Below are 22,815 nucleotides of genomic sequence, written 5' to 3'. Positions count from 1 at the left end.
TATTAACATTAATGTCAATATTCAAATTTAAAATAATTATCAATCTATTTACTTTATCTATAGGGTAAATATTGGAAAGGTGCTAGTTTTTTACACTCCATTTAGTTTGAAATTTTATATTAAGGATGGTTCTAAAAAGGAACTGATGTCCGCAAAGCTCAGCTGGAACTGTCTACCTCGTTATCAATATACTCATCAAAATCAATAAAGGTATTAATCATTCATATTTCCTTCCCATATCCATTTACACATTTATCCACATTTATTAAACTTTATGTAAGACCATGAAGGGAGACATAGGACGAATGACTGATGCGTTAATTGGTGGGATTGTCGGTTTATTGCTGGGAGTTATATTCGAGGATCCTCTTAAAACTATGTGGAGAGCCATTACTAGGTTTTTTAGAAGGCTATTTGTTAAGGAAAAGGATGTACAGGATCCCTATTATTTTTCGCTAGGAAATGAAATGACCTCTTTTGTAGTATGTGATGGTGATGGGGAAATGACCTTTGCACCCGAGAATATTGAGACAAGACTGAACTCAAGCAGACCTATTTTCGAAGAGGATTTACTAGAATTAAAGAATGAGATCGAAAGAATACAAGATCAGAATTTACAGAATGGAGAAAACCACAGCTGGAACGGACCTCTATTTGCTCTAGAAAAGCATATGATTTTAAGGACTAATATTAATGAGGATATGAAGGCTGTTTTTACTTTTACTCCAAGTGATTACTATACGTTTAAAGCAATAAATACAAATTTGGACAAAGTTTTGCCCAATGGCCAAACAATCAAGGAAAAGTACATAGCAAATGCGAATCATAAAAGACCAGTTGTCCAAATCGCTAATGGATTTGGCGTTGCACTGGTTGTCGTGACGGCAGATGGGCAAACCATTTTAACGAAACGTTCCCCAGATAGCGGGGTACGCCCTGATGAATTGGATATTGGGATTGTGGAGGCTGTTCACCCTTCCCAGGATCGTCATGCTAGTGGTCAAGGGCCCGATTTTTATAAAACAGCGATTCGAGGTGCGAAAGAAGAACTTGGGCTGACTGTATCTGAGCAGGACATTAAGCTGCTTGGATACGGAGTAGATGAGGAATATTATCAATGGAATATCATTGGGGTTCTATACTGCAATGAAACTTCAGAAGAAATCGTTCAAAACCGCAGCAGAGGAATCTCTGGAAAATGGGAGCTTGAGGACCTTCGTTTTGTTCCTTTCAAGATCAATTCCATCCTCAATGTGTTGAAAGAAGAAAAAATGTGGTCTACAGCGAAAATTGCTCTTTACTGGGGACTTATTCATGATCATACAAAGTCTAGTGTTGACGCAAGGGTTAGAAAAGTATTTGGATAGAAAATGAAAAAGGGCTCCAGAAAGTCAGTTACCCTAACCTTTTGGAGTCCATTTATCCCATATACCCTTTTAGCCCTTAAATTTTATTTTTAATAATAACTTCCGTGACAATAAGGTTTTTTCGAACTTTTGCATTTTCAATGATAACATCCGCTACATCGTCTGGGTCCATCAGGTTTTTCATTCTCTCCTCTGTTAAAATGCCTTCCCAGAACGGGGACTTCATTCCGCCCATATAGGCACCGAATACTCGAACACCCGTGTCGTTTAGTTCCTTGGCGAGGCTCTCTGTGAATCCCCGTACACCAAATTTACTCGCACAATAAACGGACTCGGTGACTTTCCCTTCCACTCCCGCTGTCGACACAATATTAATAATAAGGCCTTGGTTTCGCTCTTTCATGCTTGGCAGGACCTCTTGTGTGCAGAAGATCGTTCCCTTTAAATTAATATCAATCATATCATGCACATTTTCTTCCGTTAGATTTTCTGCCAAATCAAATACACCCAGACCAGCATTATTGATTAATAAATCAATAGGGCCCACTTCCTCCTTAATAGATGCCATCGTTTTTTCTACTTCCCTCTTTGAAGAAACGTCTGCCTCGTAGATCGAATAACTGCCCGTTAATTGCTCAGCTATTCGTTTCAGTTTTAAAGCGTTTCTTCCAAGCAAACAAACATGGCAGCCCATTTCAGAATATTTCTTGGCGAGAGAAGCACCAAGCCCGCTTCCTGCACCTGTGATAGCAACAACCTTTATATCCATGTTTTAATCATCCTTTCTTTTAATGTTAAGAATACTATACCATTTGATTGGCTATGACCATATCGATATGCGAAAGTCTGAACCAGGACGAAGAAGGCTGCGAGTCTGAATCACCCGCAGCCTTCTATCAAGTCTAAAAATAGTGTATTAAAACAAGGCAAGACAAAAATTTTTAAACTAAAGTTATTACTCTGCCCCAGCCTCTAATAATATTTTCTCGATTTCCGAGTATCCTTTTTCTCTTGCAAGTTCAAGAGGGGTAACCCCATACTTATCAACCATTTGCGGGTCTGCACCATGTTCAATTAATAGTTGGATAATCGTTTGCTGTTTTGGTCCGCCGTCATTAAGGATGATCGCCTCGATCAGTGGTGTCCAGCCGACAAAATTGGTGTGGTTTACATTAATGCCCGTTGTGGTTAATAGGAAACGAACGACATCAATATGCCCCTTTTCACATGCCGGTGTAAGGCCAACCCCTCCAAAACGAGTCAAACACTCTAAATCCGAACCATGATTAATCATTAATGTTACTAGAGCTAAGTCCCCTTTAATACAACCATATAAAAATGGATTCAGACATGTTTGATCTTGCAGGTTAATATCTGCACCTTCATTAGCCAAGAATTCTACTGTATCAAGTTTGTTATTAATGGCAGCAAGTAATATAGCTGTTTGCTTTTTCTTATTTCTTACATTAATATCGATTCCTTTTTCTAAAAGGCTTTTTAAAGTTTCAATATCTCCTTCAATGGCAGCTGTAAAAAAATCTTCTATTAAATCCACTGTAGTCACCTCGGTTTTTTATTTTGTTTCTTTAAATAGATTTTAGGCGAGTTCCCTCCCAACTACAAATCGGAAGATCATCAGCTGAACAAAAACAAAACGTCTGAGCATTAGCCCAGGTATTGGATTGCCTATTTCCCCTCAATATATGTCCATTTAAAGCTGTAGGTTGAATTCAGATGCCGGATTAGGTCATATCGCTCCAAAAGGTACAATTATTTAGAAAAATCAGTTAAAATATTTTGAATGTGTAAAATTGTTTTGAAACTAAAATAGCAGAATAATTTTGTAAAAGCCGTTTAACAAGGGGTTAGAAAATGGCATAAAATTTGCAATGACCTTTATTGATAAAAATTAGAGGAGGTTACATATGGAGAGGATTCGTAAGATAAGAGAAAGATTTCATGATTTAGCCTTGGATGGAATGATGATTATCAATCCATGGAACATGATATACACGTCTGGTTTTACGGGAAGCAACGGTGTGATCCTTATTTCTGAAACGGAAGCCAAACTCATTACAGATTATTGTTATCTTGATCAGGCACGAGAACAAGCTGAGGATTTTGAAATAGTGTTGCACAAAGGTCACACAAGCCATAAAGGGAGAATTTATGAAGAAGTGGCTGTGCAAGTGAAAGAAATGAAGATTAGCAAGCTTGGTTTTGAGCAGGATCATCTAACTTATGGTTTGTACAAATAAAGACAACTGGATTTGAAGAAGAATCTAAAGAGGGTAAACAGAAAGCCACTATTGATATAATAAAGAATGACCGAGCGAAATGACGCTCAGTCAATGATGAGAAGATTCCATATTAAAACTTCTATCAACTTAAAACTGTTATTTCGGATCAAAGACCCCGAACTCGATTCCATTTAAAAAAGAATCTGCGATACTGTCTAACCTTGAAAACACTATCCCTTTTTCTATTAAGCTATCAATCCATTTTTCTAATCCTAATAACCGATGTCCACGTCCTGAAACCTGTGGATGAAATGTTGCAACTAAAACGCCATTTTGAAAATCCCGAAGCATGTATTCGACATCACCTGTCCAATTTTTAAACATTTCATCAGGTGTTTTCAAGCCTGGAAAAAGTGAATTAGGTGTTTTTAAATATTCAAAATAAACATAGTCATCTAAAGACCAAGAAACAGGTATCTCAACAACATTAGATGATTTTCCAAATTTCGAAGCCTTATCTTTATAATGTTCATCATCGTATCTACTATAATAGACTGAATAATCATTTCCCATTTGACTGCTATCATAGATGATACCAAGCTTCTCTAAATTTTTGACTGTCCGAGAAGAAATATCCCACGAGGGGGAACGAAAGCCTTTTGGTCTGCATCCTGTTAAGGATTCGATTACTTTTACCGATTTTTGGAATATCCCCCATTCTTCTTCAGAGGATAAAACATTAAAGTTTTCGTGTGCATAACCGTGTAAAGCAATTTCATGTCCATTTTCAACGATCATTTTACAAACATCTGGATAAGTTTCAATCGTGTGCCCAGGTATAAACCAAGTGCATTGAATATTTCTTTTTGCTAACAAATGGAGAATTCTCGGCACTGCGATAACACAAAATTCTCCTCGGGAAACGGAAGTCATTGTGGTCATATCCCTTTGTAGCCACAAGGAGATTGCATCAAAATCAAATGTTAAACACACCGTCCCTTTATTCATAATGATCACTCTTCATTGGAGATCTCCCTGCTGATCTTCCTCCATCAATAACAAATTCAGCTCCAGTTGTATAACTTGAATCATCAGATGCTAGAAATAAAACGGTTTTAGCAACTTCATCTGAATTTCCAATTCTACCCAACGGAACTCCTTGGGATTGCTGCTGTTTATTTGATTGGTCTACTTCTCCTCTATATTTCATCATATCTGTATCTACGAAACCAGGGAAAATTGTATTTGCTCTAATGTTGTAAGGTGCATATTCCATCGCAACATGTTTTGTTAATATTCTAATCGCCCCTTTGCTAGCACCATACAGTGAAACACCTACAGAACCCATTAAACCTGCTGTTGAAGAATTATTAATAATTGATCCTCCATTTTGTTTCATCATCACAGGTATGACATGTTTTAAACCTAGAAATGTTCCAGCCAGATTAATATTCATAAGTTGATGCCACTCTTCGAGAGTCGTATCAATTAGGGGTTTGATAAGAAATGTTCCAGCATTATTGAATAGAATATTGATTTTTCCAAAGTTATCTAAAGTTTTTGCTATAACATTTTCCCAATCACTTTCAATACTTATGTTATGTGGGATATGAATAGATTTACCTCCGTGTATTTTTATTTCTTCTGTAGTATTGCTAGCTGCTTCTTCACATATATCCGTAACTACAACATTCGCACCTTCTCTTGCAAACAAATAAGCTGTTTCCCTGCCAATTCCATTACCCGCCCCTGTAATAATTGCTGTTTTATCTTGTAAACGCATAGCTCCTCCTTATATCATAAAATTGATTTATTATTAAACTTAGTCATTTGACTACGAAAGTATTGATGGTCACTTTTACTCTTCTATTAGGAGAGATAAAAAGAGTTTGGCGCTAATTAAGATTGAACGCTCATCAACATTAAATTTTGGATGATGCTGAGGATAGTCTGCATCAATATCACTATTTCCTCCTCCAACAAAGACAAAAGCACCGGGAACTTCTTTTAAATAATATGAAAAGTCTTCCATACCCATAGAAGGTGATGGGTATTTAACATTTTCCTTCCCTACTAATTTGATGGCGACATTTTCAGCTTTCTGAATATGATCTGGGTGATTCCATAAAGGAGGATAACCGCGTTCATACTCAACAACCGCTTTCGCACCAGCACTTTCGCATGTTGAATGGCTAATTTGCTTAATATATTCTTCAATAGAATCTCTAACATTATCATCAAACGTTCTAACTGTTCCAGTTATATTAGCTCTTTCTGCAATAACGTTAAATGCTTGACCAGCCTGGAAAGTTCCAACGGTGACAACGGCAGGCGCATGAGGGTCTATTCGTCTACTGACAATGTTTTGTAAGTTATTCACTAATTGAGCACCAACTACCAAAGAATCAATTGTGATTTGTGGTTTAGCCCCATGTCCTCCTTTACCGATAATTTTTATATCAAACTTGTCTCCGGCTGCCATAGCATACTCATCAATAATCCCAATTGTACCAACTGGGAGAGATGACCATACATGGACTCCATAAATGGCATCAACACCATTTAAGCAGCCATCTTCAATCATGGATTTTGCCCCTCCTGGAATTTGTTCCTCTGCAAATTGATGGATAAAAACGACGTTTCCGCTAATTTCCTCTTTAACCTCACTTAAAACCTTTGCAACCCCTAGTAAACTAGCAGTATGAATATCATGACCGCATGCATGCATGACTCCCGGAATTCTAGATTTATATTCAACATCTTTCTCATCCTGAATCGGAAGAGCATCAAAGTCAGCGCGGAAAGCGATAGTTTTTCCAGGTTTTCCTCCCTTTAACCTACCAATAACTCCCCTACCGCCAACTTGTCTTTCAACTTCTAAACCAAGACTTTGTAAAAAATCAGCTATTTTGACAGGTGTGTTTACTTCTTCAAAAGATAATTCTGGGTACATATGCATATCTCTTCGAAAAGAAACTAATTCAGGATATATTTCTTCCAATCTAACAAAAAGTTTCTGTAACATTTTTTTCCACTCCAATTTTTCTTCAGCTAAGAAGTTTTTTATAATCTGCTTAATTAATCAAATGACAAGCAACTAAATGATTCTTCGACACTTCTTTAAATAGGGGTGATTCACTTTTGCATTGATCAATTGCATATGGACAGCGAGTATGAAATTTACATCCAGAAGGAGGATTAATTGGTGATGGGATATCCCCTTTTAAAATAATACGTTCACGTTTAAATTCTGGATTTGGAACAGGTATAGAAGATAACAGAGCTTTTGTATAAGGATGAAGGGGGTGAGAAAACAACTCATCAGTCTGAGCTTTCTCTACCATTTCGCCTAAATACATAACCCCAATATGGTCAGAAATATGTCTAACAACACTTAGGTCATGAGCTATAAAAATATAAGATAGATTAAATTGATCTTGCAACTCTTCCATTAAATTAATAACTTGGGACTGAATTGAAACATCAAGTGCTGAAACTGGCTCATCACATATTAAGATTTCAGGATTCAGGGCCAATGCTCGTGCAATCCCAATTCTTTGCCGCTGTCCACCAGAAAATTCATGAGGATATTTATAATATTGGTCCTCTCTTAACCCGACTCTAGATAATAATTCCAACGCTCTTTCCGTTCGTTCTTTCGAATTATATAGTTTATGGATTTTCATTGGTTCTTCAATAGCACGTCCAATCCTTTGTTTTGGGTTAATTGAGCTATGAGGATCCTGAAAAACCATTTGCAATTTGCTGCGCATTTTATGAAAGTCCTTCTGCTTTAGTTGAAAAATATCTTTTCCTTTATAAAATGCCTCTCCAGCTGTTGGTTCAGTTAATCGAAGAATCGTACGACCAGTTGTACTTTTTCCACATCCTGACTCTCCAACTAAACCTAACGTTTCTTTTTTGTGTAATGTAAACTCTACATTGTTAACGGCTTGCACATACCCTTGAACTCTTCCTAAATTGGATGTAATGGGAAAGTACTTCTTGAGACCTTTTACTTCTAAAAGAGGATCTTGATCACTGGTTTTGATAAGTGTTGACTGCATAATTTTCATCCTCTCTCAAAATGGTTTCATAGTTCCAACATCTTACCTTCTGTCCATTATTTAACTCCATTAATTCTGGAGGATTTATCTTGCATTGATCTGTTGCATATTCACATCTTGGGGCAAAACGGCATCCACTTGGAACATCTTGTAGAGAGGGCACAACTCCTTTTATGACATTTAGTTTCTGTGATCGATCACCATCTAACTTAGGAATGGATTTTAATAGACCTTTTGTATATGGATGTAGTGGATTTTTAAATAGTGTTTTCACATCAGCTTCTTCAATAATTTGACCCAAATACATTACGATGACACGGGTACAAACTTCTGCAACTACTCCTAAATCATGAGTAATTAAAATGATTCCCATATTTAGCTCTTCTTTAAGCTCTTGAATTAGATCTAGAATTTGAGCCTGAATGGTGACATCAAGTGCAGTTGTAGGTTCATCAGCAATGAGAAGCTGAGGTTTACAAGATAAGGCAAGGGCTATCATTACCCGTTGTCTCATCCCCCCCGAAAGTTCATGGGGATATTCATAGACTCTTTTTTCTGGTGATGGTATTCCTGTTAGACGTAGCATCTCAATAGCTCTGTTATAGGCCTCTTTTTTATCGACCTTTTGATGGATCATGATTGCCTCTGCAATCTGATTTCCTATCGTATAGACAGGATTTAGCGAGCTCATAGGGTCTTGGAAAATCATTGATATTTCGTTACCACGTATATTTCTCATCTGTTCTTCTGAAAAATCTATTAAGTTTTTTCCTTTATAAAGAATTTCCCCTTCATATTTCGTTGTCCTATCATTTAAAAGTTTCAGAATGGATTCAGATGTAACACTTTTCCCGCATCCTGATTCCCCTACAAGCCCAACCATCTCACCAGCATTTATTTGAAAGGAAACATCGTCAACTGCTGTAACAGTTCCTTTTTCAGTGAAAAACTTTGTTCTTAATTTATTTAGCTTTAACAGAGGCCCCATAGTAACAATAATCCCTCCTTCGCTGTCTAATTTATTTTTTTGTATGAGGGTCTAATAAATCTCTTAGACCATCCCCAAATAAATTCAGGGCTAATACGGCTAATATAATAAACACCCCAGGGAATACAGTCATCCACCATGCGTTATAAATAACAGCTTTTCCTTCATAAATAATATTCCCCCAGCTTGGATTCGGGGCTGGAATTCCAACACCTAGAAAGCTTAAACTTGCCTCAATAATAATGGATATGGCAAACACGTAAGTGAGTTGAATAATTAATTGAGAAATCGCGTTTGGAGCGATATGAATCCAAATTATTCTAGTTGCACTAGCTCCCTGTGATTTTAGTGCTTCAATGTATGTTTGCTCTTTTATAACAAGTGCAGCAGAACGAATAACACGTGCAACAGTAGGAATCATGACAAAGCTTAATGCCGTAATAACATTAATAGTTTTTGGTCCAAGTGCTGCCATGATTGCAATCGCTAAGAGAATAGCTGGAAATGCCATCAATCCATCACAGATTCTCATCAAAATGTGATCTAAGTAACGGTTGTAAGCAGAGTATAATCCAATAATCATCCCAAAGGTTCCTGAAATTAAGGCAACTGATAACCCTACGGTCATAGAAGCTTGTGTACCATATATAACCCTACTAAATAGATCTCTTCCTAAATTATCTGTCCCAAAAAAGTGATCAGATGAAGGAGCTTGTAGTCGAGCAAGGGCATTAATTTCCAGTGGGTTCTTTATTACAATCAAGGGAGCAAAGATAGCGATGATTGTTAAAAAAAGCAATATAGCACTTCCAAAGACCATTAATCGATTTGAAAATATACGTTTAAATAGTAATATACGTTGTTCTTTTTTATAAATTTGTTGATTTCGTGTTATTGTACTATTTCTATATATTGATTTAGTCTCCATAAACCATCCCCCTTTCTAAATCAACTTTTTTTGCTTAAACGTACTCTTGGATCAAAAAATCCATACAATAAATCTACAATTAAATTAATCAATACATAGGAAAGAGCTATTAGTAGTATGGCACCTTGTATCACTTCAAAATCTCGTCTCATAATAGCATTAATAATTAACTGTCCAATTCCTGGGATATTGAACACAGTTTCGATAACAACGGCTCCAGCAATTAATTGTCCAAATGTTTGACCGATAACGGTTAGAATAGGAATGAAGGCATTTTTTAAAGCATGTTTATAAATAACAACTTTTCTTTTGACCCCTTTTGAATAGGCGGTTTTAATGTAATTTGCATTTAAGACATCTAGCATAGAAGAGCGTGTAACCCGTGCAATTAGTGCTGCTTGAATAGCCCCAAGTGCAAATGCGGGTAAAATTAAGTATTTTATATGCACCCATAATCCGTTGCTAAGAGGTTGGAATCCAGCTACAGGGAGTAGAGCAAGATTTACTGCAAACAATAAAACTAATAATAGGGCTAAAAGAAAGTTAGGGATGGAAATTCCTAGTAAAGAAATCATCATAAACGTTTGATCTGTAAATGTTCCGCGCTTGGTTGCTGCAATAATTCCTGCTGGAATAGAAATTAAGATAGCTATGACTTGAGCCATTAATGCCAATGATAAAGTAGGTATTAAATTTTCAAAAAAAGCTTGCAACACGGGCTTATTCATATAAATTGACCAACCTAAGTCTCCTTGGAGGACCTTTGAAATCCAGATAATGAATTGTTCATAGATAGGTAAATTTAACCCCATTTCTTCTCTTAATTTATTAACTTCCTCAACAGAAGCATCGGGTCCAAGTATGACGGCAGCAGGATCTCCTGGTGTTAAGTGAATAATAAAAAATACGACAACTGCAACTACGAACATTACTGGAATTAGAGATAAGAGTCTTTGGAGTATATATGTCTTCAAATAATCTCCTCCTTTCACTAGTAATTTAGTACTCCCCTACATTGATAGGGGAGTACTAAACTTGGTTAGAACTAATATATTTCTATTGCTCAATACTTGTATTCCAGAAAATTGGGCCCATAAATTCAGAATATCCCTTTACTTTATTGGAATAGCTTGAAATGAAGTTTGCCATACCAACGTTAATTACTGGTAGTTCACTCCAAATAATCGCTTGTAATTCTTCAAACTTGGCTGTCGCTTCTTCTTGCGAAGGAGAATTTCTTATTTCATTTATTAATCGGTCGATATCAGGGCTATTTGTCCACCCAGGATATTCTACCTTAGATTCCAAAAACGGATATGCTAACGGTGTAGCAACAGTAGTAAACTGTGTAAAGAAAATATCCCATTTTTCCGGATCCTTTCTTCGATCAAGTAAAGTTGCCCAATCTGTAACGTCCAGTTTAACGTTCATACCTATTTTCTCTAGTGATTGTTGTGTGATAACCGCAGCATCATAATGGTATCTGTAATCACTGCTAGTTAGAATTGTTACTTCCTCACCTTTATAATCAGCTTCCTTTAATAATTCTTTAGCTTTCTCAACATCATACACATTATAATTTTCCTCTCCAGCCTGGGTGTACCAATTCTTTTGTTCTGGACGCATATACGCTGGTTCAAGGCGATAGAACTCTTTATCTGTAAATGCTAATGATAATAATTCTTCATTATTTATCGCGTGATTTATTGCTTGTCTTAGTCTTAAGTCTTGAAAAATTCCTTTTTTATTAAAAACTAATGTTTCAAAACCATATGGCCAAATATCAATTACAACTTCCGGTGAACTCTTTAGTTGTTGCATACTGTCAAAAGGTAATTCAAAAGCATAATCATATTCACCACTTATAACCCCGTTTACTCGAGTAGAAATGTCAGACACAAAGTAGATATAGATTTCATCAACCAAAGCTTCTTTTTTACCGCCTAAACCACTTGTTGGAGCATCTAATGGCTTATAACCTTCAAATTTAGCTAATTTAATATACGAGTCGTGTTTCCACTCTTCTAATTTAAAAGGTCCAGTACCTATGAATTCCTTTACACCTGTTGCATCAGCTGCTTCAATTACTTCTTTAGGCATAATAGAAGCTGTTTGAGTAACATCAGCTAGTCTGTACAATACAGAAATTGAAGGTTTCTCAACATTTAAAGTAACTGTATAATCGTCAATTGCTTCCCATGTTGAGTTACCAAGTTCCGTTTTAGCTGTTCCGTTTTGCTGCCATTTTGTCATCGATGCAACAACATCTTCAGCTTTCAATTCTTTACCGTTATGGAATAATACACCTTTTCTTAATTTAAACGTTATTGTTTTACGGTCTTCACTTTCTTCAAATGACTCTGCTAACATAGGAGCAAGTTCATAATTTTCATCAAAAGTTATTAAGTTTTCGAATATTTGTCTTGCAATATCACGTACTACGTTTGTATTTGTTGTATGAGTGTCAAGAGTAGGTGGCTGTGAATTCCAAGCTAATTTTATTGTTCCTCCCGAAGAATTTGTATTCTCTTCATTTTGTTTAGTGTCAGTGTTAGTGTTTGAGTTTGATGTATTATTAGGCGCACAACCTATTAATAAAAATATCGATAGCAAAAATATTAAACCTGTCGCAAATAATTTTCTTTTCTTCAACTAAACCAAGCCCCCTGTTCCATAAAATTAAATTTATTAGAATTCTATAAATTATTGAGTACTATAGGCAGCTATTGCCTCAATTTAAACTAATACATCCTTTGGAAGACGACTAACTTCAACTGTAGATCTTGGCTGAAATCGCTTTCACGAATTCCTTGACTTCTTTCATCATTTAACTTTAATGTTTATATTTTGTAAGATTAATATAAACATGACCAGCACTTAAAAATGGTTATTCGATTCAGGAAATTTTCTAAAGGATTACCTCCCCATTTCTCATTTTTTCTCTCATTCTTCATTCAATAAAGTAATCTGATTCTTTGTACTTGTTTTGAATTTTTCGTACTCTCTCCATCACTTCCCTTTCATACTTCATTTCGATTCCGGTAGTAATAATATTTAGTAAACTCAAGATAGAACTAATAGGGATAAAGTTTTCCGAATTAGTATTTATTTGAGTTGTGAAGCTTACATCAGAGATTTGAGATATTGGTGATAATAGATGATCGGTAATTGTTATTAATTTTGTTCCCTGTTCCTTTACTGTTTTGGCAATTTCTAAACTCCGAGCACTGTATCTTGGGAAAGAAATAAAGATATACAATGTTTTCTTATTAGTTTCAATTAATAAATCTTCAGGATAACTAGTTTCAGAGGAAATTAAATTCACATCTTTTCTCAGCATTTTTAACTTTAAGTACAACCAATAAGCTGCAGCATAAGAAGCCCTAAACCCTACTATGTATACTTCGTCGGCAGCCATAATTTCATCAATTGCATGCCAATAGTGATTTATATCTAATTTATTTCTTAAGGTTCTAAGTATCTCAATTTCTTTTTCTATCGAACTATCGATGAAATCTAGATTGTTATTTGACTCTTCGGTTGATAAATTTTCCAACTGATCCTTCTTAAATAAATAGTCCTTTTGTATAAACTTTTGCATTTGCGAAAAAGTTTCAAAGTCCAAAGCATAAGATAATCGAATTACTGTTGTTTCACTAACCTCAGCTTGTTTTGCAATTTGGGAAGCTGTGGACATACTAAAACTAACTACATCTTTTAGTAATAAATCTGCCACTTTTTTTTGTCCCTTTGACAATGTTGGGTATTTTTCTTTTAATAAATTCTCAATGCTCATTTAAATTGCTCCATTCAAAAAAAGGATATAAACATTCATTTTGAAAATAAAAAGGATTATATTATTCTTTTTATTTAGAATAATAAATATTTTGAAAATTGTAAACACATTTTTAGTTTTTTTTAAAAAAACTATATTTTTTTAACTTAAATCTGTGATAGTCTATTTTAACTCGTTTATCAGCCAGATCGGGTACGTTGTCAGCCAATTTAAATCGTTTCTCGGCCAAATTGAGCACTTTGTCAGCCAATTCTACCCACTTGTCAGCCAATTTCCCAATCCCCTTCTTTTTTACAAATAAAAAAAAGCAGCTACTGTATTGTAAGTAGCCGCTTCTTATTACCAAACATTCCACCGAAATACTACCTCAAATGCGCTCATCAAATGCCTTTTGCAGTGTCTGTGTCACAATACCGGGAATGCCATTTCCTATTTTTGTATCATTAATCTTAATGACCGGCGATATTTCAAAGGTAGTACTGGTAATAAAGATTTCATCGGAGCTGAGCATTTTATCAATTGTAAATGGTTCTTCCCTAACTTCAATATGATTCTCTCTAGCTAATTGGAATACCACTTTTCTAGTAATTCCATTTAATATCAGATTGTTGGCTGGGTGTGTGCTGATTACGTTCCCGTTAACAATAAATACGTTGCTTGAGCTTCCCTCTGATACAATTTCTCCGCGGTGTAATAGAGCCTCGTCACATTTAAGTTTTTTTGCCTTTTGTTTTGCAAGAACATTGGGAAGCAAGTTGAGACTTTTTATGTCACAGCAGAGCCAGCGCACATCCTCAGTTAGAATAGCAGAAATACCATTCGTTGTTTTATTTATAGGCCGCTCACTTTCCTGCGTATAAGCGATCAGAACAGCCGTAGATTCGTCCGGAAAATGGTGGGTTCTCGGTGCTGTTCCTCGTGTAACTTGAACATATACAGTCCCGTTTATGATATTGTTGATCTGAATAAGCTCGATTAACTTGTTCTTAATATCTATGAAACTATAAGGGATGGCTAAATCAATTTTTTCAGCGCTCTGCTTTAAGCGCTCCAAATGAAAATCCATTTCAAAAAATTTGCCGCTGTACACCCGAATTACTTCATAGACTCCATCACCGAATTGGTATCCGCGGTCTTCAAAATCAATCTTCACTTCTTCTCGCTGCACAATACGTTCATTCCATAAAATCATGATGATTCCTCCCTAAAAAAGGCTTTTCCCATAACGCCTTTTAACCCTATCCGTCAAACGATTTTACCCATAAATTTTATCAAACGCTATGCTCCCAATATGTAAGCACGCAAATATTCCCTTCCAAGCTTCTAAAAAAGTGTCCCCTTTATACGCAATAATTCTCGGCGACTTCATATAGGAACCGGGAACAAGGCTTGCTTTTTTACATTCGGCAGTCGAAGTCCATTCGATTTCCATTTCGACTGGCCCCGTTACCTCATATGGTTTAAAATCATTTATTCGCTTAACAGCCGTAAAGGCTTTGGAACGAATTTCTTCATGTGCTTTAACCATTGGCAAACATCTGGCTGCCCATCGGTCAATAGACTTTTTAACAATAGCTGTCTCTACATCGCCCAAGCTTTCTTTTGCCTCTTTCGCTAGGCAATCGTCCCCCGAAACCATAATAACAGGAACTCCAAAATGGCCTGCAACCGCTGCGTTAATCTCTAACTCTCCAACTGGAACCCCATTCATTCTCGTTTCATACATTTCCGGGCCAACCATCGTTTCGTTGGCTACACCGTGGGAATGACCAACTTTTGCATGTAAGCCGATAAAAAGAGCCGCATCAAATCCCTCTACCTGCTCCATCATACATAAATTTTTATTCGATCCTCTAATTAGTTCCGCTCTCGGGTCTAACTCCTCATATAGAATATTTAGCATGGACCAGTGAGCATCATTAACAACAACCTCTGTAGCACCGGCTTCAAAAGCACCTTCAATGGCAGCATTAACATCCATCGTCATTAATTTTCTAAATTGGTCATAATACTTTCCCGAATGGTGCATCTCCTCCGAATTCACTACCCCGGATATGCCCTCACCATCCGCCACTATATAGATTTTCATTAGTTTTCTCCAAATCAAGATTTATCACTATTTGAAAATAGGCAGAAAAAATCCCCATATCTTTATGGATAAGAGGACAGTATTGGTTTCAATGAACCTAGTATACTTAAATAGTTTCTCCGTTTTTTATATGTATTCCCCCCTAATTTTTCAATTTAGCCGTAAAACCACAGGATGATCTGTACCCAGTACATTCTCAGAACCACAGCCATGATGTGCGCTGGCTTAACTCTTTACTGAATATTCTATATAAACATTTATTATTATATATTAATTTACAATATTACAATAAAGAAATCCAATTAAAGGTATTCATAACTTTAATACAGGTGGTATTTATGAATCTCGAACAGCTTGAGGCATTTCTATATGGAATCAAACGTTTGTTTAAATGATTATCCAAGTTTAATCAAACGTTTGTTTAACACTCTAACCTTACAGCCTCAAGCGGTTGGCGATTTAATTAAACGTTTGATTAAATCGCTTTTCAATAATTTAATCAAACGTTTGATTAGCTATTTTCATCTAGGTTTTAATAAGTAAACACAAGTTTTAATAAGTAAACACAAGCCCCCTCCCCTATGCTTCCCACTGGCACCTTTCCATTTCATTCCTCCACTTAGAACGGAAAAACTGAATTTAGTCTATAATTAAAAAATAAGGATAATAGATTCCTGCAAATCCACTTATGATATAGAGGTGATGATTATGATAACTGTAGGTGATTTTCAGAAGGTATTGGAACAGGAACAAATCAAGCTCATTGCTGGAGATGATGGGTTAGATAATGTAATAGAGTATCTAGATGTTCAGGAGTTTCCATTTAAGAGCACGAGGGTTCATAAAAACTCGGTTATCTTAACAACCTTTTATGGATTTAAAAGTATTGCTGAAATTATGGAACACTTTGAATGGTATACAAAAGTAGGTGTTAGCGGTATTTGTGTTCATAATGTTGTATATTCTGAGGTTCCGAATGAATTACTAGATTTAGCGAACGAAGCCAAAATCCCATTATTTTATATTCCCGCCAATATTCCCTATCATTTGTTATATGAAAAATATCTAGAATTAATATATGAAGAAAGGTCCAAGATAAAAGGTGAGATCGATCAATTAAATCAAAATATGCTAGACGCACTTGTTATAGAAAAAGAAAATCATTATATTATTCAATCATTAGGAAAGTATCTTGATGAATACATTATTTACTTAAATAAGGAAATGAAAGTAGTATCATTATGGAATTCTCCACATTTTTCCCGTTTGTTTTTGAGGCATTGCATAGACGAAGTCACAAATGATTTTCAGCCTATTTTTAATCAGGTCCGTTTGACTTTAAAGCCAATAGAAGTTCCAAATCATCATTCACAGCTAGGTGACTTCCAGGTATTCCCCTTAAACAGCAAAATGGACTTTTATGGTTATTTAATCATTGGTCAGCTCAATAAGGAGGCCCCTTTTCGTCATGTTGTCATCAAAAATGCATTAACAGCCTTGATTTTAGATGCGATGAAAAAAAATCAGACGAAAGAATACCATAAAAATAAAGATATCATCCTATTAGAAGAAATCTTTTCTGATAAAAGAATTACTGAAATAACCAGTGAGGATTTTTATTTTGACATCAACAATATTAAGTATTTATTAATGGCCGAGCCAGAGGATAAATCCAAGTTAAGAGAATATTATTCCTTTATCGAATCAAAAGTAGATGATGAGCCTAATGGTTTAGTATGGATTATGGATAATCGGATTATGGCTTTAATGCAAAATCAATTCAATGCTAATGATTTCCTCACACTAGGAAAAGATATAAAGGTCGGCATAAGTGGTAAATTAATGGGATTAACAAGGATGGACCTAAAGACCATATATAAGCAGGCTACGATCGCCCTCCATTATTCATCCATTCATGATCAGGTTTTCTGCAGCTGGGATGAATTAGGGTATGAAAAAGTGATGTATTTTATGAGAATGACAAATTTATTAGAAGATTATCATCTAGATTTCTTACAGCCTCTCATTATTCACGATAAAAGTAATGACACCAACTTGGTGAAAACATTGTATGTTTACTTACAAACATTTTTTAGCCTAAAAGAAAGTGGAGAACAGCTGCATTTACACCCAAACACGGTTAAATATCGTATAAAAAAGATTGAGGATCTTTTGGATTTTAAAATTGATGATTCAAACCGATATATCGACCTGATGTTGGGGCTTAAATATTATTTTTACAAAACCGAAGTAGAATCCAAAGGTTATAACTTCTCATCATGAATTGTTATCTGATTACAATGTAATCAGTTTTTTTTGTTTCTCGGGAACAATGCGTTTTGCTAGTAGACTCATTTATAATCTTTTTAAAGTATTCTAAAATATCGAAATAGTTTTACTCCCCCTCTCTGAGGAACATTTTTAAAAAAATCGAAAGAGGTGCTGTTATAATGAGAACCATTTTAACGAACTGTACAGTGATTGATGGAATTATTAATGAGGCAATAAGTAATACGTATATCGTTATTCAAGATGATGTGATTACAGAGATTGGAATTGGAAAGGCGAATGTGACACCAGGTGATCATGTCGTTGATTGTACAGGAAAATATGTATTACCAGGATTGATTGATTGCCATGTTCATCTTGTTTGGGACGGAAGCTTTGACCCTCAATCTGTTATAAACCCGCTAAACCAAGAAATGCTGGCACTTCACGCCTATAAGCATGCCACTGAATATTTGGAATTAGGGATTACGACTGTCCGTGATGTTGCTTCTCCCAATCAGTCAGTACTGAGTGTTCGAAATGCAATTAATGAGAAACTCTTAACAGGTCCGACTATTATGGCTTCAGGCCCTGCAATTACAATGACTGGCGGGCACGTTCATTATATCGGAGTGGAGGCAGATGGTCCGGATGAAGTTCGAAAAGCTGCTAGACAACTCCTTAAAAATGGAGCGGACTTTATTAAATTAATGGCAACGGGCGGTATTTATACATTTGGCGAAGAGCCGGGATCCCCACAACTAACTACAGAAGAAATGCAGGCGGCTGTTGAAGAAGCACATAAAAAGAATAAAAAGGTCGCTGCACATGCGGAAGGCTATCTTGGAATAAAAAATTGTATAGAAGTCGGTGTTGATACGATTGAACACGGAATTTATGCAGACGAGGAACTATTATTGCTCATGAAGGAAAAGGGAATCTTTCTAGTTCCTACAATGGTAGTCATGAAGCGTCTCGCATCTGATGAAAGAATTGCACCGTGGGCTTTAGAAAAAGCAAAGAAAGTAACCGCTCCACATCAAAACATGTTAGAAATGGCTATAAAAATTGGGGTTAAAATTGCGACAGGTACTGATTGCGGTTCACCGGTGACACCGCCAGAGTATTATTTTGATGAGTTATTAATTATGAATGATGCTGGAATGAAGCCGATGGATGTTATTCATTCATCAACGAAGATTGCAGCAGAAGCTCTTGGAATCGAAGATAGAGGGGTCATTTCAGAAGGCAAAAAGGCAGATCTTCTCATTGTAGAAGAAAACCCGCTAGAAGATTTATCGATTCTAAAAAATAAAAAAGTCGTCATAAAAGATGGCGTGATTGTTAGTAATCAACTAAATCTAGATTCAGTGCGAGCAGATAGCCGCAGTGTCGGAATTACTCTTTAAGTTTTCAAATGAAGCTATCTATTATAATAGTAGATAAATACAGCAAGTTTTCCCAACACAGAGTCATCTTAATAGATACAAAATGATGATGCAATAAGAAATGAATTATCAAAAAGGGTCTATAAATATCTTAAAAGTGGGGGGAAATGGAATATGGAACTAAAAGCACAAACTCCTAATAATCCAGTCGGACCTGTTAAAAACACAAAAAAGAATAAGTATTTAATGGCTGGAATCATCGGTAACGTCATGGAGTGGTTCGATTATGGGATTTACGGTTATTTTGCCGTAGCCATCTCCGTGAACTTTTTTCCAAGTAATGATCCCATGGTAAGTTTAATTCTATCATTTATGGTTTTCGGTTTAGGCTTTGTCGCACGTCCGATCGGAGGCTTTCTCTTCGGCCACTTTGGAGATAAAATTGGACGCAAAAATACCCTATCCTTAACAGTAATCCTCATGGGCGTAAGTACGTTTATTATGGGGGTTTTACCAAGTTATGCACAGATAGGGATTGCTGCGCCTATCATTTTAGCCATTGCTAGGATGTTACAAGGAATTTCCGCTGGTGGGGAGTGGGGCAGCGCAGTATCCTTTCTAGGAGAATATTCAAAGCCGAATAACCGTGCGTTCATAGTTAGTTTTTCACAAGTAGGATCTGCACTCGGTTTACTATTGGGTTCATTAACAGGTTTGTTATTTAGCAATATTTTTTCTACAGAGGTTTTGAATGATTGGGGTTGGAGAATTGCCTTCCTATTCGGGATCGTCATTGCGTTCTTCGGCTACTTTATGCGTAAGGGTGTAGAAGAAACACCGGTTTTCCAGGAGGCAAAGGAATCTAAGTCATTTAGTGAAAAGCCTTTGCGTGATGCGTTTAAACATCATCGGACAGGAATGGTTACATGCTTTTTGCTGATGAGTGGCGCGTTTGTAACGTATTGGCTGATTTTAAGCTTTATGCCAACGTATATTTCTCAGTTTTTAAAACTGCCAATGAATGTAGGCTTCTCCCTCACAGCTATTACTCTAGTTGCTTATATGATTGCCCTGCCAATTGCGGGATTCTTAGCAGATAGGTTTGGCAGAAAACCGCTTATGATTGCGGGATCCGGAGGAATCTTGTTATTCAGTTACCCGCTGTTTAGCCTTTTAGCTAATGCAGAAAGCTATGGAACGATGGTAGTGGTTGTTTGTCTGTTGGCGATCATCTTCGCACTTTTTCAAGGTCCAAATACGGTGGCTATGTCTGAAATCTTCCCCGCCAAAGTTCGGGTTAGTGGTTTTTCGGTTCCTTATCAATTAGCAAGTGCTGTATTTGCCGGCACAGCGATGATGGCGGCAACCTGGCTTATCAATAAAACAGGTAATGTGATGGCGGTTCCAATCTACATGTGTATCACCATGGTGATTACCTTACTTGCAACGATCTTTCTCTACAAAGAAACAAAAAATGTTCAATTTGATAAATAGAAAGACTTATGGATTTTAGGAGGGAAAAATGAATTATCAAGAACGCAGGCATAAACTAATTCATTCTCTAAAAGCAGTTGAAATTGAAGATGTTTTGATACAAGACTTAGATCATATTTACTATTACACTGGCTTTTATGCTGCCGTTCTCTCTCGTCCATTCGGATTAGTGATGAGCGGCCAAAAAGCTGTGTTAATCGTCCCAGCAACAGCCGCCGACAGTGCCAAGTTAGAGGCTCAAGGAGTCGATATTGAGATTTATTATGAGCATCCTGTGGAAGGTGATAAAAGCTTAAACTTCCATGCAAGTCTAGATCAAGCAATATCGAGCCTAGCACAAGGGAAACTCATTGGTGTGGAGGCAAATAAACTAACCTTGTCTGAATTAAACATCTTAAGCAGCAGAGGACTCGAGGTTAAGGATATTAGTACTCAGCTTTCGCAATTACGTTCGGTTAAGGAAATAGATGAGATTGAAGCAATCCGTTTATCTGGTAAATATGTAGACTATATTAATCAAAGAACGTTAGCCTTTGTTCGTCCCGAAATTTCAGAAATAGAATTGGAACAGCTGGGGGCTAATGCTCTCAGACAAGAGGTTGCCAAAAACTTACCACAAGCTAGTGTGACGACTTTCATTATGACGACCTCAGGTACTGAAAGAACGGTGCTGCCGCACACCAATTCCAGCATTCGTCCATTGCAGCCTGGGGATTCATTCATCCTTTGCAGGCAAGTGGCTATTAATGGTTATCGTGCACAATGTGACCGAATGGGATTTGTGGGTGAACCTAGCAAGGAACAGAAAGATTATTATTCCATAGTCCTTCGCGCCCATGCTGCCGCATTGGAGGCTATCCGTCCAGGCATTATAGCCTCTGATGTAGACAAAGCTATTCGTAACGTTTTTCAACAAGAAGGTGTTGACCAATACTTCGTTCACCGCTCAGGCTCAGGGATAGGAATTAGCATGGGAGAATCACCTTTTCTACGATTCGATAGTCAGGAGATCCTTGCCGAGAACATGACTCTTATTATTCAGCCTGCCTTGTATATCCCCGGTGTCGGCGGGTTCCGATGCAGTGATACCGTGCTTGTTCAGGAAGATGGATGCGAGCTGATTACTCATTATCCGAGGGATATTGAATCATTGACTTTAGTATAAGTTGGAATGAAAAAGAGGTAACTGCCCTTCAGCTTTGTGAAGGGAGTTACCTCTTTTTTTAACGCTGTTTAGTTATATACTTAGGGGGTCTGGCAATGAAATTATTTATGATATTGCACATTAACACCATGGTCATTTATCCTAAAGAAAATACAAAATCAAACGGAAAAAGGGTACATTAATTTGGCTGTTTTGCAAATTTAGTTGTACCTAACCCTATTCATGCCTCTCAACCTCCATATGTGAGATAAAATTTCACTTTTTGATAGGGTTTGGAAGGTTTATCAGCCAATTTGAGTAGTTTATCAGCCAGATTTGGCAGGTTATCAGCCAATTCACAGATGGCGCCCAAATCGAGCGGATACCAACTAATTTTTAGTGCTGTATGTCAACCAAATTATGAAAGCACCTATTAGTCAAACGTTTGTTTAAATGTTGTGATCCCATCCTACTGCACATTTTCCTCAAACTGTGTACTTTGTTTAAACTTTTCCACTCCACCCTGTTCAAAACAGCTGAACAGCTAGAAGATATGACAAAGGTTTCAGCTTACCCCAGCACGAGTAGGCATAATTACTCGGTAGTAAGTGAAGAGAAGGGTGATTATACATAGCAGCTTCGTTTATTGTGGCGACTTCTTTTTGGATAAGAAAGAGGCCCCCTTCTCCTCTAAAATAAAAAAATTAGCATGAAAATAAGCCGTTCCGTTTTGAGGTGCAAAAAGGTAAATCGCATAAGAAAAAAACAATAAAATATCATTACAATTGGTAGATAAAACACTAAAAGCGTGGTTAAATTAACCACGCTTTTTCGCATCACAATTAGCAATAAAAGTTAACTTTGTTTTGAATGAAGTTTTTTCTTCTTCCAAGGTTTTAAAAACGAAATAATAAATATGAAAATCGTAACAAGAACTTGAAAGTAGACCGCATATTGTCTTATCTCATGATTTTGAATAAAGATTGGATTACTTAATGCCATTTCTTTTTGAGTTTCTAACAATTCCATATTTGCTACCATTAACT

The 22,815-nt window shown here is 36.5% G+C and carries 20 protein-coding genes and 1 pseudogene; 6 read left to right on the top strand and 15 right to left on the bottom strand.

What is annotated here, in order from left to right; genetic code table 11:
• Positions 1-305 precede the first annotated feature (305 nt).
• On the top strand, positions 306-1,367 hold the full coding sequence (locus V7149_RS02425; RefSeq protein ID WP_335344073.1) for an NUDIX hydrolase: 1,062 nt from the start codon (positions 306-308) through the stop codon (positions 1,365-1,367).
• 76 nt (positions 1,368-1,443) lie between these two features.
• Here the strand turns inward: V7149_RS02425 and V7149_RS02420 are convergent, their stop codons facing one another.
• Both V7149_RS02420 and V7149_RS02415 read right to left on the bottom strand, forming a co-directional pair.
• Positions 1,444-2,136, bottom strand: a complete 693-nt coding sequence (locus tag V7149_RS02420) for an SDR family oxidoreductase (RefSeq protein WP_335344072.1) — start codon at positions 2,134-2,136, stop codon at positions 1,444-1,446.
• 186 nt (positions 2,137-2,322) lie between these two features.
• A complete protein-coding gene (locus tag V7149_RS02415; protein WP_438824076.1) occupies positions 2,323-2,922 on the bottom strand; it encodes an ankyrin repeat domain-containing protein in 600 nt (199 codons plus the stop codon).
• 370 nt (positions 2,923-3,292) lie between these two features.
• Between V7149_RS02415 and V7149_RS02410 the strand changes: the two genes are divergently transcribed.
• On the top strand, positions 3,293-3,625 hold the full coding sequence (locus V7149_RS02410; RefSeq protein WP_335344070.1) for an aminopeptidase P family N-terminal domain-containing protein: 333 nt from the start codon (positions 3,293-3,295) through the stop codon (positions 3,623-3,625).
• A 138-nt stretch (positions 3,626-3,763) separates the two neighbouring features.
• On the opposite strand, the gene V7149_RS02405 is transcribed toward V7149_RS02410, so the two are convergent.
• The 12 genes from V7149_RS02405 to V7149_RS02350 all read right to left on the bottom strand — a co-directional run bounded on the left by V7149_RS02405 (position 3,764) and on the right by V7149_RS02350 (position 15,475).
• Positions 3,764-4,615, bottom strand: coding sequence for a polysaccharide deacetylase family protein (locus tag V7149_RS02405; RefSeq protein WP_335344069.1), 852 nt, complete (start codon positions 4,613-4,615; stop codon positions 3,764-3,766).
• Complete coding sequence (locus V7149_RS02400) at positions 4,608-5,390, bottom strand: SDR family NAD(P)-dependent oxidoreductase (RefSeq protein WP_335344068.1); 783 nt, start codon at positions 5,388-5,390, stop codon at positions 4,608-4,610. The genes V7149_RS02405 and V7149_RS02400 overlap by 8 nt, the downstream gene beginning before the upstream one ends.
• 75 nt (positions 5,391-5,465) lie before the next feature.
• The gene (locus V7149_RS02395; RefSeq protein WP_335344067.1) at positions 5,466-6,632 is read right to left on the bottom strand and encodes a M20 metallopeptidase family protein; all 1,167 of its coding nucleotides are present in this window, start codon (positions 6,630-6,632) and stop codon (positions 5,466-5,468) included.
• Positions 6,633-6,681: 49 nt separating this feature from the next.
• Positions 6,682-7,674, bottom strand: coding sequence for an ABC transporter ATP-binding protein (locus tag V7149_RS02390; protein WP_335344066.1), 993 nt, complete (start codon positions 7,672-7,674; stop codon positions 6,682-6,684).
• The gene (locus V7149_RS02385) at positions 7,646-8,662 is read right to left on the bottom strand and encodes an ABC transporter ATP-binding protein (RefSeq protein ID WP_335344065.1); all 1,017 of its coding nucleotides are present in this window, start codon (positions 8,660-8,662) and stop codon (positions 7,646-7,648) included. Before V7149_RS02385 ends, V7149_RS02390 begins: the two co-directional genes overlap by 29 nt.
• A gap of 31 nt (positions 8,663-8,693) precedes the next feature.
• The gene (locus V7149_RS02380; protein ID WP_335344064.1) at positions 8,694-9,590 is read right to left on the bottom strand and encodes an ABC transporter permease; all 897 of its coding nucleotides are present in this window, start codon (positions 9,588-9,590) and stop codon (positions 8,694-8,696) included.
• A 20-nt stretch (positions 9,591-9,610) separates the two neighbouring features.
• Positions 9,611-10,564, bottom strand: a complete 954-nt coding sequence (locus V7149_RS02375) for an ABC transporter permease (RefSeq protein WP_335344063.1) — start codon at positions 10,562-10,564, stop codon at positions 9,611-9,613.
• 82 nt (positions 10,565-10,646) lie between these two features.
• Complete coding sequence (locus V7149_RS02370) at positions 10,647-12,242, bottom strand: ABC transporter substrate-binding protein (protein WP_335344062.1); 1,596 nt, start codon at positions 12,240-12,242, stop codon at positions 10,647-10,649.
• Positions 12,243-12,540: 298 nt separating this feature from the next.
• Complete coding sequence (locus V7149_RS02365; protein ID WP_335344061.1) at positions 12,541-13,386, bottom strand: MurR/RpiR family transcriptional regulator; 846 nt, start codon at positions 13,384-13,386, stop codon at positions 12,541-12,543.
• Between the two features lie 112 nt (positions 13,387-13,498).
• A complete protein-coding gene (locus tag V7149_RS02360; protein ID WP_335344060.1) occupies positions 13,499-13,657 on the bottom strand; it encodes a hypothetical protein in 159 nt (52 codons plus the stop codon).
• Between the two features lie 96 nt (positions 13,658-13,753).
• Entirely contained in the window at positions 13,754-14,578 is an 825-nt protein-coding gene (dat, locus tag V7149_RS02355; protein WP_335344059.1) for a D-amino-acid transaminase, read from the bottom strand.
• A gap of 63 nt (positions 14,579-14,641) precedes the next feature.
• The gene (locus V7149_RS02350) at positions 14,642-15,475 is read right to left on the bottom strand and encodes a M55 family metallopeptidase (RefSeq protein WP_335344058.1); all 834 of its coding nucleotides are present in this window, start codon (positions 15,473-15,475) and stop codon (positions 14,642-14,644) included.
• Between the two features lie 708 nt (positions 15,476-16,183).
• On the opposite strand from V7149_RS02350, the gene V7149_RS02345 reads away from it, so the two are divergent.
• The 4 genes from V7149_RS02345 to V7149_RS02330 all read left to right on the top strand — a co-directional run bounded on the left by V7149_RS02345 (position 16,184) and on the right by V7149_RS02330 (position 21,790).
• A complete protein-coding gene (locus tag V7149_RS02345; RefSeq protein WP_335344057.1) occupies positions 16,184-17,758 on the top strand; it encodes a PucR family transcriptional regulator in 1,575 nt (524 codons plus the stop codon).
• Positions 17,759-17,925: 167 nt separating this feature from the next.
• Entirely contained in the window at positions 17,926-19,152 is a 1,227-nt protein-coding gene (locus V7149_RS02340; RefSeq protein WP_335344056.1) for a metal-dependent hydrolase family protein, read from the top strand.
• 153 nt (positions 19,153-19,305) lie between these two features.
• Positions 19,306-20,625 carry an MFS transporter gene (locus V7149_RS02335; protein WP_335344055.1) on the top strand — a complete coding sequence of 440 codons (1,320 nt, stop codon included), beginning with the start codon at positions 19,306-19,308 and terminating at the stop codon, positions 20,623-20,625.
• Positions 20,626-20,653: 28 nt separating this feature from the next.
• Positions 20,654-21,790 carry a M24 family metallopeptidase gene (locus tag V7149_RS02330; RefSeq protein ID WP_335344054.1) on the top strand — a complete coding sequence of 379 codons (1,137 nt, stop codon included), beginning with the start codon at positions 20,654-20,656 and terminating at the stop codon, positions 21,788-21,790.
• Positions 21,791-22,624: 834 nt separating this feature from the next.
• Here the strand turns inward: V7149_RS02330 and V7149_RS02325 are convergent.
• A pseudogene (locus tag V7149_RS02325) lies at positions 22,625-22,815 on the bottom strand (DUF2269 domain-containing protein); the annotation flags it as partial.

The organism is Bacillus sp. JJ1503 (assembly GCF_036965125.1).
Classification (GTDB): Bacteria; Bacillota; Bacilli; order Bacillales; family Cytobacillaceae; genus Cytobacillus.
The sequence above is the reverse complement of the archived record's forward strand: the minus strand, read 5'-3'. Positions and strand labels throughout refer to the sequence as shown.